This window comes from Coleofasciculus sp. G1-WW12-02 (genome assembly GCF_040219735.1).
Classification (GTDB): domain Bacteria; phylum Cyanobacteriota; class Cyanobacteriia; order Cyanobacteriales; family Coleofasciculaceae; genus Coleofasciculus.
Window position 1 is genome coordinate 33,996 of the sequence record NZ_JAVJRX010000111.1, and the last position, 13,894, is coordinate 47,889.

General features: G+C 47.1%; 4 protein-coding genes. All 4 read right to left on the reverse strand.

Annotated features, from left to right (window positions below):
* Positions 1–189: 189 nt before the first annotated feature.
* Positions 190–5,766: an amino acid adenylation domain-containing protein gene (locus tag RID09_RS18430; protein ID WP_446337379.1), complete on the reverse strand. Its 5,577-nt coding sequence runs from the start codon at positions 5,764–5,766 to the stop codon at positions 190–192.
* A 39-nt stretch (positions 5,767–5,805) separates the two neighbouring features.
* On the reverse strand, positions 5,806–10,401 hold the full coding sequence (locus tag RID09_RS18435) for an amino acid adenylation domain-containing protein (RefSeq protein WP_446337380.1): 4,596 nt from the start codon (positions 10,399–10,401) through the stop codon (positions 5,806–5,808).
* 100 nt (positions 10,402–10,501) lie between these two features.
* A complete protein-coding gene (locus RID09_RS18440) occupies positions 10,502–11,515 on the reverse strand; it encodes a TauD/TfdA family dioxygenase (RefSeq protein WP_446337381.1) in 1,014 nt (337 codons plus the stop codon).
* Between the two features lie 51 nt (positions 11,516–11,566).
* Positions 11,567–13,894: condensation domain-containing protein (locus RID09_RS18445; RefSeq protein WP_446337382.1), on the reverse strand; the 2,328-nt coding region annotated here is incomplete at its 5' end.

Sequence of the window (13,894 nt, forward strand, 5' to 3'; positions counted from 1 at the left end):
TATATTCTAGCGTTGCGTTGTGCAGGGGGTATGGGGGAGGCACTCGTCCTATCCCCCTCCCGTCCCCCTTGTGAAGGGGGAAGCCAGATGTTGCTTCGCTTTTTTTACACGGGGGGTCTGGGGGGCTAGTCCCCCAGAAAAAACTGCTATCTTTGACCCTATCTGTGACGAGAATAAAAGCAAGATAGCTCATGCTAGGGTAATCAAATCTGCCATGGCAACAACGATTTTGCGAGAACCGACATAAGGATTGCGACTGTGAGCCGTTAGCATATTATCTAACATCAACATATCTCCTTTCTGCCATGTAAAACTAATTTTACTGGCTTGATAAATTGCTTCAATTTCTTCCATAACTGACTCCTCAATCGGCGTTCCATCGCCGTAGTAAACATGACGCGGTAACTTATCTTCTCCAAATAGAGACAATAAAGATTGGCGAACGCCTGAGTCTAAGCAAGATATATGGTGCAACTGAAGCTGATTGAAAAATACCAACTCTCCAGTTTTAGGATGCTTGGCGACAGCGGGGCGGATTTTGCGCGTTTTCAAACCATTATTCTCTAGCCATTCAAACTCCATATCGGCTTGACGACAGTAGTGTTCCACCTCTGCTTTATTCGTGGTATGGAAGAAATCTTGCCAGCTTACATCTAATCCTTCCGTGTAGTTACGAACATACATTAATTGCTTTTGCTCAAATTTTTCTCGCAATTTAGGATTGAGTCGCTGATAAACTTGCCGACAGTCAAGAATGGGGGTTTCTCCACCCTGTTGGGCGGGTTGAATGCAGAAGAACCAAATTTTTAGCGGCAAACGATGCAAGTGAGAACTTTCATTATGAAATAGGATAGTTTTATCGGGTGGATAAGGGGTGGAACCGTAAACTTTGCCGCTGACGCCTTCGCGGGGTAAATCCCCATAGTCTCCAAATAAATTCGGGTGTATGGCATTGGCAACCTTTTCAAAATCGGCAGCAGAATTAAGATTAAATCCCCGGAATAAAATAGCTCCGTGTTTGAGCAAGTTAGTTTCAATGAATTCTCGGTGGCTAGTTGACCAGTCGGCTAGGTCTATTTCAGCGCTATCGGGTTCGATGACTAACGGTAAGGATTGTCCAGGTTGAAGAGTACGGGTCTTAATTAATTGCCGTTGGGGTAAACTGACGGCTTTGGGTTTGATAGATTTAAATTTGCTAAATTTGACTTGTTTCCGCTGGGTTTGTTCTGTCATTTGTTTTTCTTTTTCAGCTTCACTAAGCAGTTCTAACGTATCAATTCTGGTGTCAGGGTTTTTGAGAATGCGACTGATCAGCGTTTCAAAGTGATGGCAAAATTGGGTAATCCCCTTGGCTTCAAATCGATCAGTATTATATTTAAACCTGCCAATTATTTCCGTCTCGGTTTGTTCCATAAACAGACCTAAATCGAATCTAGCAATTTCCGTATTTATTTCTACGGGTTTGACCGTTAATCCTGAAAGATCTAAGTCAGGTAAAGGAGCATTTTGCAGCACAAACAATACCTGAAATAGGGGGGTATGACTCGAATTGCGATCCGGACGCAAAACTTCTACTAACTTGGCAAAGGGCAAATCTTGATGTTCGTAAGCGGCTAATGCTACGTCTCGTACTTGCTCAAGCAACTCCCGAAAGCTAGGATTACCGGATAAGTCAGTCCGCAGCACTAAGAGGTTGACAAAAAAGCCAATCAGTGGCTCAATATCCTGGCGATTACGATTGGCAACATCGGTGCCAACAACGATGTCTTTTTGATGACTGTAGCGATACAACAGGGTTTGAAATGCTGCCAGTAACGTCATGAACAGAGTGACTCCCTCTTGGCGACTGAGGGTTTGGAGTTGTTCGCTGGTGGCACTAGAGAGGTGAAATGACTGGTTAGCGCTGCGGAATGTAGGAATAGCGGGGGGCTGGCGTTGTATGGGTAAGCTTAAGGTTGCCGGGATACCCGCTAATTGTCGTTGCCAGTAAGACAGTTGGGCGTCTAATACCTCTCCCTGAAGCCACTGACGCTGCCAATTGGCAAAGTCGGCGTATTGGATTGGCAATTCTGGCAGAGGTGATGGTTTTCCGTTAACAAAGGCTTCGTACAACTGGGTGAATTCCCGAATCAATACCCCAAGTGACCAAGCATCACAGACAATGTGATGAATCGTGAACAGAAGAATGTGTTCCGATGCATTTAATTTTAGTAGCTTGATTCGTAATAGCGCTCCCTTGGCTAAATCAAAGGGAAACAGGGCTTCTCCTTTCGCCTGTCGCCGCACTTGAGCCTCTCGCTCAGTTTCCGACAACCCTTGCAAATCGACAACTGAAATAGTTAGGGTCAAAGTGGGAGCAATAACTTGAACGGGTTGTCCATCCACAACTGTAAAGTTGGTGCGTAAGACATGGTGACGCCGGACAATTTCGTTGAAACTATCCTCCAATGCTTGAATATCCAGCACACCTGTAAGACGCACGGCAGCATGCATATTATAGGTAGCAGTCGTTGGCTCTAACTGGTGGAGAAACCACAGCCGTTCTTGGGCAAAGGATAAAGGTAGGGGTTGCTCCGGTGAAACTGGATGTAGTGGGGGAAGGTGTAAATGGGAGTCCTGTATGGTTTGGATAGAATCTGCCAAACTAGCTACCGTGGGACTCTCAAAAAGAGTGCGTAGGGGCAGTTCTACTTGGAAAACATTTCGCACCCTAGAAATAACCTGGGTTGCTGAAAGGGAATGTCCTCCCAAGTCAAAGAAGTTATCCTCAACCCCCACTTGCTGAACACCAAGCACCTGAGTCCATATCCCGGCAATCACCTCTTCAATGGGTGTGCGAGGTGCAATGTAAGTCTGCTCTGGGTTGCGTTGTGACCAATCTGGTGCAGGTAAGGCGCGACGGTTAATTTTACCATTGGGCGTCAGGGGCAGTTTATCGAGTACCATCAATGCCGAGGGAATCATATAAGATGGCAGCTTTTGTGCTAAAAAGCGACGCACCTGAGAACTGGTGAGAGTCTGCTCTGGCTGCAAGACGACATAGGCGACTAAGCTAGGATTTTCCCGTTCATCCTGACGAAGTGCGATCGCAGTTTCTGCCACAGCCGGATGTTGGGTTAAAATCGTTTCGATTTCTCCGAGTTCGATGCGGAACCCCCGAACCTTAACCTGCTCGTCAATCCTGCCCAAATACTCTAGTATTCCATCGGCGCGGTAACGTACTAAGTCTCCTGTCTTGTATACCCTTGGGGGGAGAGCATCCTGTTTAGCCAAATGGTCTAGGGTGAAAAACTTCTCTGTCGTCAGTTCTGCCCGATGCCAATACCCACGGGCTAAACCGACACCGCCAATATACAATTCACCGGGAACGCCTATAGGAACGGGCTGCTGATGGGAGTCTAGAACGTAAAATTCAGTATTCGCAATGGGGCGACCGATGGCAACAATACCCTTATCCTCTTGAGGCTCAACTTTATAGACGGCTGACCAGACGGTCGTTTCTGTCGGACCATATAAGTTCCAGACTTCCGTACTCCGTTCTAGCAATTGATTGGCGAGTTCACGGGATAACGCCTCACCCCCGCAAAGAATTTTCAGGGGAGAAGACTGCTGCCATCCCGCCGCTAATAACAGCCGCCAGGTTGCAGGTGTGGCTTGCATAACAGTGGCTTGCGTCTGGGCTAATTGCTGGGATAACTGGATGCCGTTAGCAGCAATATCACGACGGAGAATGATGACGTTTGCCCCTAGGATTAAAGGGAGATAAAGTTCCAGCGCAGCAATATCAAAGGATAGTGTCGTTACGGATAAGAGACTATCGTTCTGACTCAACCCCAGCGTCTGACCCATGGCGGTGAGAAAATTAACTAAGGCACGGTGGGTAATTTCTACGCCTTTGGGTTTGCCCGTCGAGCCGGAGGTGTAGATGATATAGGCGAGGTTGTCAGGGGTGGCTCGGTTTGGGCAAGGCTGATCACTGCATTGACGAATGCCCTCCCAGTCGGCATCTAGACAGACAACCTGCGCGTGATGTTTCGGCAACGTGGCGATCAAGTTTTCCTGAGTGAGCCACACTGAAACTTGGGAGTCTTCAAGCATGAAAGCTAGACGCTCTGGGGGATAGGCGGGATCGAAAGGAACATACGCTCCACCGGCTTTGAGGATGCCCAATAATCCAACAACCATCTCGATTGAGCGCTCAACACAAATCCCCACCAAGACTTCGGGTTTGACACCCAATGTTTTCAGGTAATGTGCCAGTTGATTGGCTTTTTGGTTGAGTTGTCGGTAAGTCAGTTGCTTGTCTGCAAAGACGACTGCCACAGCATCGGGGGTTTTTGAGGCTTGAGCTTCAAACAGTTGATCAAGACAGTGATTTTGGGGATAGTCCCGCTGCGTCTGATTCCACTCAACCCATAGCTTTGTCAGTTCGGCGTCTGTTAACAGGGGTAAGTCTTTGAGTGGGTGATAGGGATGGGCAACCATGCCTTGAAGCAGGGTTTGGAGATGCCCCAGCATTCGGCTAATGGTATGCTGGTCAAAGCGATGGCGATTGTAAGAGAGGATGAATTCTAATTCAACACCGGGTATAGCGATCGCGGTTAAGGGATAGTTAGTTGCTTCAATACTCCTAACGTTGTGAATTTCTAAATCAATATTCCATTTCTCTCTCCCTCGCTCCACGGGGTAGTTCTCAAACACCACCAAACTCTCAAATAAGGGCACACCTCGTGGTATTTCACTCCACCCTTGAACCTTGACCAGGGGGCTATATTCGTACTGGCGCATCTCCACCAGTTGAGTCTGAAGCTGTTGCAGCCAGGGGACTAAAGCCTGTTCGCTATCGATGGTAACCCGCACGGGCAAGGTATTAATAAACAGTCCCACCATCGCCTCGGCTCCCACCAAATCTACGGGACGACCCGATACCGTGTTACCGTAAATCACATCGCTTTCCCCACTGTAGCGACTGAGCAGTAACGCCCAAGCTCCCTGAACCAGGGTGTTCAGCGTGAGTTGATGCTGCCTTGCCAGGGATTGCAAGGCTGTTGTGGTTTCTGCCGATAGCTGGATGTGCTGTTCCTCGTAGTCTGGTTTTTGGTCAGGGGAGATATCACCCGTCAGACTGATTAGAGGGGTGGGGGCTTGTATTCCACCTAGCGCTTGCCGCCAGAACCTCTCGGCTTTGGCTAAATCTTGTTGCTGTAACCAGGCGATGTAATCTCCATAGGCTCCGCTCGCTGCTAAGGGCAAATCTTGACCTTGACAAAGGGCTTGGTACTGTTGAACAAAGTCTTTGAATACCAATGCGGTTGACCAGCCATCCAGAATCAGATGGTGTTTACTCCAGATAAATTGATAAGCATCCTCAGCAATGCGGATTAGCGTCAGGCGGATTAACGGAGCTTGAGCAAAATTGAAGCCGGAGGCGCGATCGCGTTTCAAAAATGTGTCTAACTGCTCTTGCTGCTCCTTTGCCGCCATTTCTCGCCAATCCTGTTGCTCGAACGGCAGTTTTACCTGCCGATTCACAACTTGTAGCGGTTTGTCAAGGTTTTCCCAATAAAAGCTAGTCCGCAAAACTGTGTGCCGCGCTACCACCCGTTGCCAAGCGTCCTCAAACGCTTCAGGATTGAGATAACCCCGCAAAGTACAGCACAGTTGGACGAAATACACCCCTGACTCTGGAGAGTACAAACTGTGGAAGAGAATACCCTGTTGGGCGGGGGAAAGTTCGTAGATATCTTGGATGTTGTCTGCTTTCATGAGTTTTCGTTCATCGCTGTTGTGCCAAGTATTGCGTCCCTATCGAATTTGCCCCAGCAAGCGATTCAGGTCTTTTTGGCTCACGTTTGCTTTCTGGAAGTCAGACGGGGTATAGCCTCCAGCTTCGGCAGATTGGCAATGGGCAATCAGTGCTTGTAACGCTTCAACAAACCCTTGCGCTAACTGTTCAATCGTGATTCGTTGATGGATTTGTTGGCTATAAGTCCACTCCAGTTGCAGTTGACCCCCAAGCACGAACCCGTTGACATCTATCAGATAGCGACGATTACCTTGGGGACTGCGACTTATACCAGGAGTTGGGTAAACCAGCTCAAATAACCGGGATTCGGATAGAATTTGGTCAAACTGACCCAAGTAGTTAAATCTCACCTCGGCTTGAGGAAGGCTTGACAATTTTTGGATGACTTCTGCATCCTCGCTCAGATAGCGCAGCACGCCATAGCCAATTCCTCGATTGGGAATACCTCGAAGCTGCTCTTTAATGGCTTTGAGCGCCTCCCCTGGCTGCGAAATCCCTTCTAACGTCAGCAGCACTGGGAAAATCGTGGTAAACCAGCCCACCGTCCGTGATACATCGATATCCTTGTCAATTGCTTCTCGTCCGTGTCCTTCTAAATCCAGCAGTAGGAAAGGCTCCTGTGTCCACTCGGCAAAGGTTTGTACCAACGCCGTGAGCAAAACATCGTTGATTTGAGTTTGATAGGCTAATGGCACCTCTTGCAATAAAGCACGAGTTTCTTCAACGTTGAGAGCAACGGATACAGTTTCAGCCGACCCCACTGTGTTCGCACCCTTGGGATACTCTATTGGTAAACCGGAGTAATCCGATGTTGTGAGCCAGTAGTTGCGTTCTTGCTGAAGCTGCTCCGAACGGGCATAATCCTGCAAAGACTCAGACCACTGCTGGAAAGAATAGGTTTTCGCAGGTCGTTGAACCGCTTCTCCCTGGCTGAGTTGCTGGTAAATCTGCTCCAAGTCTTCCAGTAAAATTCGCCAAGAAATGCCATCCACCGCCAAGTGATGAATCACGATGAGTAAGCGGTTCGACTGATTGTCCCCGAGGTGAAACAACGCCACCCGCAGGATTAACCCTTCTGCCAAGTTGAGGCTAGCTTGTAACTCAGAAGCGGTGGTTTCCAGGATGCTTTCCTGTTCTGCTGCTGGAATACCGGATAAATCAATCTCGGACAAAGGTACGGATTCAATCCCATCCAATCCAGCATTCACTTGTTGCCAACCCGATGCTGTGGAAGTAAACCGTAAGCGTAGGGCATCATGATGTTCCATCAAGTGCTGCACTGTTTGCTGGAGGAGTTCAGGACGAATGGATTGTCGTACCTCTAACAGTAATGCCTGATTCCAGTGGTGCATATCATCAAGCTTCTGCTCAAAGAACCAATGCTGAATCGGCGTGAGGGGAATTTCACCCGTCACGGGTTCCTGTTGAGCTTTAATGGTTGCGGTTGTTCCCGCGACTGCGGCTAATCCGGCTATCGTCGGAGACTCAAAGAGTTGGGGGGGAGTGAGTTGTAAACCTGCTTGATTAGCTCTGGAGACAATCTGAATGCTCAGGATTGAATCGCCCCCCAACTCAAAGAAGTTATCATAAATGCTGATGCGATCGCGTCCTAGAACTTGCGCCCAAATCTCGGCGATGGTTTTCTCTACGGGGGTACGGGGGGGGACAAATCGCCCTTCTATCTCTGGTTTAACGCTATCGGGGTTGGGTAGCCCTTGACGGTCTACTTTACCATTGGGGGTAAGAGGTAGGGCTTTCAAGGGTACGAATGCTGAGGGTATCATATAGTCCGGCAATTTCTGCTTCAGGACATCCCGAAGTTCACTAATCAGTACTGACTCCTGACTGGGAACAATATAAGCCACCAAGCGTTTGTGACTCAGTTCGTCTTCCTGTGCCAAGACAACGGCTTCCCGGATAGCAGGATGTTGGTTCAGCACTGACTCAATCTCTCCCAGTTCGATGCGGAAACCGTGAATCTTGACTTGGTGGTCAATTCGTCCTAAAAACTCAATATTGCCATCAGGGAGATAACGAGCTAAATCCCCGGTTTTGTAAACTCTTTTGGGGGGGACATCCTCGCCGCCCAAATGTTCGATAGTAATAAACCTCTCAGCCGTCAGTTGCGGTTGGTTGACATAGCCTCGCGCCACATTATCCCCACCAATATATAGCTCTCCAGGCACTCCGATTGGTACGGGTTGCAAATAATGGTCGAGAATATAAATTTGAGTATTAGCGATCGCACATCCTATGGGTACTGTCTTAGATTTATCCCTAATTCGCTGATGGACAGGATAAGTTAAGACGCCGACAGTCGTTTCCGTTGGTCCATAGTGGTTAAGGATTTGACAAGTGGGTGCGTACTGCTGGATTTTCTCAACCAACTGCAAACTCAGGACTTCACCGCCCAAAATCAGGTACTTTCGGGGCAAAATCTTCTCTGGGTGAGAGGCTGTTAATAGAGCGTTTAAGTGAGACGGAACAATTTTTAGACAATCAATCGGATGGCTGTCACAATATTCTATGAATGCCTCTGGACTGGTTGCGCGTTCCTGGGAGATGATATGCAAACATCCACCCGTACACAAGGCTCCAAAAATCGCCGTGTTCCCCAAATCTGCCGCTAAAGTGGACACGGTGGCAAAATTAGCCCCCTGGGGCACGTCCAATCTTGCCAAAATGCCATGCAAATAGTTGACGAGTTGGCGATGCTCAACCGCGACGCCTTTGGGTTTGCCCGTTGAACCTGATGTGTAAATCACATAGACTAAATTCTCAGGCATTGCTGGACAAGGGGGAGTCTCTTCTGGCTGTTGGGCAATAGTCTGCCAGTCAGCATCGAGACATAGAAGCGTTGCGGTTTCTGCACAAAAATGTTCAACTAAATGCTGTTGGGTTAAGATGACTGATGCTTGGGCATCTTGTACCATGAACGTGATGCGATCGCGCGGAACAATCGGATCAATGGGAAGGTAAGCTCCACCTGCTTTGAGAATACCCAACACCCCAACGATCATATCCAGGGAACGCTCCACGCACAGAGCTACAACAGTTTCAGCACTAACCCCTAGTGATTGCAGGTGATGGGCGAGTTGATTAGCACGGGTATTGAGTTGGGCGTAAGTTAGTTGTTGATTTTCAATAGAAACGGCAATCCTATCAGGCGTTTCTCCTGCCTGTTGCTCGATGAATTGATGGATGCAAAGCTGTTTAGAATAATCAGTTTTGGTGTTGTTGAACTCAACGAGCAGTTGATAGCGATCACTCGGACTTAAAATTTCCAACTCACCAATAGTAACATCAGGCTTGGCGATGACACTGGTTAACAAGGTTTGAAAGTATCTTGCCAAGCGTTCAATATCTTCTCGGTGAAACAAGTTAGCATTATAGTGGAATTCTGTAACTAAAGTGTCATTGCGCTTCCGGCAAGAAAGTTTTACTTTAAATGGCTCAATACAGGCGTATTGTTGGTCAATGGAAAATGATACATCAGCCCCAATATATTGACCAAACTGTTCTCTAAATTCAAAACTATAGGGAAAAAAACAGGAACCCAAGTTTTGTTCAGTCACACCTGCAACCTGTTCCCAATTAAACGCCTCTTGCCATTTCCAGGCATTATGTGTAGATTCATCAATTTGATTTAATACATCACTTAATGGAGTTGTATCGTCTAAATGACTATCAATCGGTAAATATTTAGCTAACAGTCCTAACGTTGGTTCTAGTTCTTCATAGTTTCGCCCATCAAAATAGGTGCCAATAATTACATTTGACCGTCCAGTCAGACGCCAGAGCAGAATAGCCCAACACGCCTGAAGCATTACAGAAATTGAGGTGTTGTAGTTTTGCGCGATCGTGTCTAGATTTAGTACGTTTTCCGAAGTTAAACCAACAGAAATAAATTTAGGTTCAAATCCCCGTTTTTGTGCAGGCATATTTTCCTGAGGAAGCTGCCAATTCGCCAAACCTGATAAATCTTTTGTCTGCCAATACTTTTTTCCGATTTCTACTTCTTCCCCAGCAAATAATTCATTTTGCCATTCGGCAATATCAACATACTGTAATGGCTGATCAACCCATTCCTGATTTTGCAAATCTGCGGCATAAAAGCAGCTAATTTCACGGACAAAGTTCTCGACACTTACCACATCCGAGTTCAGCCCAGGTAAGCTAACCAGCAACATCTGCTTATTGGCGGCAAGAATGACTAGAGAACTATCTAAAACATCCCCTTTCTCGAAGTCAAAACATAGCTGATTTTTCTCATTAAACAGTGCCTCGATTTGAGAATATTGTTTTTCCGGATCTAGATCAGTAAAGTCATGGTAATGAAGGGTTGGTAAGCGGTTAGCGGTGATGACTTGCAGAGGAACATTCATCCCCGGTAACGCCTGAAAATTAGTCCGGAGAATCTCGTACTTTTCAAGAACCTTTTGTAAGGCTGATTCTAAAAGTAGCGTATTGATAGTCCCTTCAATGAGAACAGCACATTGAACGCGATAAGGTTGACTGTTTACACCTTGCTGTAGTAACCACAGATGCTTTTGCTGAGGCGAAAGTCTAAACCCCTCTATCGATACACCTTGCATAGTCTTAACTCCATTATTTTGATTTGAAAATTTTAGTCAAAAATATTTTTTGACCAATGCTATAGTTATCCCAAGCTTAAAAGCGTTTTATGGATTTTTTCTATTTTGAACTAGCAACAGGTTCTGCCATTCCAACGATAACTTTCCGCGCACCGATGAAGGGCTTTCGTCCATGAGCAGAGATCATGTTGTCTAACATCAAAATATCTCCTTCTTGCCACGAGAAAATAACCGTTTCTTGATTATAAATTTCGCGGATTTCGTCTAATACAGAAATTTCAATTGGAGAGCCATCACCGTAATACGCATTGCGGGGAATGTCTTCTTCTTTCATCATTGAAAGCAGTGTTTGATGGACTTCTGAGTTTAAACTGGAGACATGGAACAAATGAGCTTGGTTAAACCACACCGTTTCACCTGTTTTAGGATGTGTGGCAACGGCTTGGCAGACTTGACGAGTCCTTAAATGATTACCCTTTTTCCACTCGAATTCAATGCCAGCATTCTGGCAGTACTGTTCTAATTCTAATTTATTTTTTGTCTGAAATACATCTTCCCATGAAAGGTCTAGTTTGTCAACGTAATTTCGCACATACATCACCTTTTTTTTGATGAATTTATCTTTAATCTTGGGATCGATGCGTTGAAAAACTCTTCGACTATCTGCAATCGGTGTTTGTCCTCCATGTTGAGCTGATTTTAGGCAGCAAAACCAGATTTTCATGGGCCAGATCAAAGAGTAAGCCATCTCATTATGTAAAGGAATCGATTGAGTAGCTGGATATTCAGTTGAAGTATAGATTTTACCGCTAACCTGACTGCGCGGGGTTGAACGATAAGAATAGTCTAGCAACTGTCCAGAAATGGTTTGAATAAATTGCTCAAATTGAGCGACTTCTGTAATGTCAAAGTTCCGGAACAAAATACCACCATGCTGCAACAGCCAAGTCTCGATCAGATCTCGATTGCTGGCTACCCAAGTGACCAAGTTAATGCCTTCAACGGCGGGTTGAATTACTAAAGGCAGCGGCTGTTCGGGCTGAAACAATGTAACTTTAACTAGGTCGGTTGGCGATACTTTGACGGCTTGGCGTCTAGTTGTTTTGAATTTCATAATCTTAGAGTTCAGGAGTCAGGAGTCAGGAGTGATGTTGACTTTTTACTTTTAACGTTTAATTTGCTTTCGTTGGATGTTTCCGAGTTTTTTACGGCGTGCTTTTTTGAACTCTTGTTCTTGGGTAAGCTGCTGCTGTTTTTCGGCATTTTCCAAGAATTCCACTAGCGAATTAATCGGAATGTCGGGCTGTTGGATCACCGTATCGAGCAACGTTTCGTACAATCGAACCATACGAGCGATCACTGATGCTTCAAACCGATCGGTTTTATACTCGAAGAAACCTGTTAAACCTTCGGGTGTCTCTGTTAAATCAAGCTTTAGATCGTACCGTGCTACCTCAGTTTCTACTTCTATAAGGTTGAGCGTTAGACCTGGAAGTTCTACAGTTGGTATGGGAGCATTCTGGAGGACAAACCAGACTTGAAACAGGGGATTGTGTCCCAGATGACGCTCTGGCTGTAACTCTGCCATGAGCTTCTCGAAGGGTAAATCTTGATGGGCGTAAGCTCCCAAAGCGACTTCCCGCACCCGCCTTAAAACATCCTGAAAACTGGGATTACCCGATAAATCAGTGCGTAGGACAAGAGTATTCACAAAAAATCCAATCAGTTCCTCCGTTTCCCGTCGGTTGCGATTGGCGATGGGTGAACCAACGGCAATATCCTCTTGCTTCGAGTAGCGGTAGAGTAAGGTTTTGAACGCCGCTAATAGAGTCATAAACAGGGTGACGCCTTCCCCTTGACTGAGTTTTTTGAGTGCTTCTGTTAAGGCTGAGGACAAGGCAAAGCGGTGCTTTTTCCCGGTAGAGGATGGGGTGGAGGAGCTTGTGCGATCGCTACAGAATTTCAGTACGGGCGGGATTGTTCCCAGTTGTCGCTTCCAGTAAGTTAGCTGATTTTCTAACACTTCCCCCTGCAACCACTGTCGCTGCCAGACGGCGAAATCTGCATATTGTATGGGTAGCTCTGGCAATGGGGAGAGTTGCCCTTGAGAGAAGGCATTGTACAGGGTTGTCAGTTCTCGGAAAAACACTCCAGCAGACCAGCCATCAGCGACAATATGATGTAAACTCAACACGAGCAAGTGTTCCTGTTGGTCTAGCTGTAACAGCATTGATCGCAGCAACGGGCCTTGGGTTAAGTCGAAGAGTTGTTGGCTCCACTGTTTGACTAAAGGTTGAACTTTTTGTACTCTCTCAGCCTCTGACACCTCGCTCAGGTTCCTGACTGACAGCTTCATTGTTAGGGATGGAGCAATCACTTGAATCGGTTGCCCATCAACCACACAGAAGGTAGTGCGTAAAGCTTCGTGACGGCGCACGATTTCATTTAAAGCTTGCTCTAGCGCTGCCACATTGAGGGAACCAACAAGGTGTAGGGCAGTTGCCATATTGTAGGCAATACTACCTGGCTGTAGTTGCTCCAGCAACCAGAGACGATATTGAGAAAAAGAAAGCGGTAGCACCCCGTCGCGAGAGACTCGTTCAATCGGAGGCACTGGCTGTTCCGATTGGCTTTGCATCAACTTTTGAACGCTGGCGGCGAGTTCAGCCAAGGTGGGGGATTCAAACAAGCAGCGCACAGGAAGTTCAACCCCAAAAGCCTTCTCAATTCGAGAAATCACTTGGGTAGCTAACAGGGAATGTCCCCCTAACTCAAAGAAATTGTGATCAATTCCTACTGCCTCAACACCGAGCAACTGACACCAAATCCGGGCTAGTACTTCCTCAACTGGGTGGCGAGGTAGGACAAAAGCTTCTTGGGTACTAGCTTTAGTTGTCTCAGGTACGGGCAACGCTTTGCGGTCTACCTTACCATTGGGAGTTAGAGGTAGTGCTTCGAGCGTGACCAACACCGAGGGTATCATGTAGCTGGGCAGGCGTTCTCCCACAAACCGACGCAATTGCTGGGCTAGCTCATCCTGGGAAGATTGCGCCACAAGGTAAGCCACCAAACGCTGATTACCTGGTTCATCCTCCCGCAACATCACCACTGCTTGCTCTACAGCCCGGTGTTGCCGCAGCACCGTCTCAATCTCACCCAACTCAATGCGGAAGCCTCGCAGTTTTACCTGATGGTCAATGCGCTCGATGTACTCAATCGTGCCATTTGGCAGGTAACGCGCCAAGTCCCCTGTCTTGTACAACCTCCCAGCTACCGGATGGTGGATGAACTTTTGCTCAGTCAGTTCGGGGCGATTTAAATAGCCTCGCGCCAGTCCCGCACCACCGATGTGCAACTCACCGGGAATACCAATCGGCACGGGTTGCCCAGAGGTATCGAGTAGATACACCTGAGTGTTGGTAATCGGGCGTCCAATCGGCACTGTCGCTTTGACCAGTTTGGCTGCCTCTACCTGGCAGGCAGTAGACCAAAT

Bases quoted from the DNA above. Each gene is read 5' to 3' on its own strand.
- RID09_RS18435 (WP_446337380.1), bottom strand. From the start codon at position 10,401: ATGCAAGGTGTATCGATAGAGGGGTTTAGACTTTCGCCTCAGCAAAAG.
- RID09_RS18440 (WP_446337381.1), bottom strand. From the start codon at position 11,515: ATGAAATTCAAAACAACTAGACGCCAAGCCGTCAAAGTATCGCCAACC.
- RID09_RS18430 (WP_446337379.1), bottom strand. From the start codon at position 5,766: ATGAAAGCAGACAACATCCAAGATATCTACGAACTTTCCCCCGCCCAA.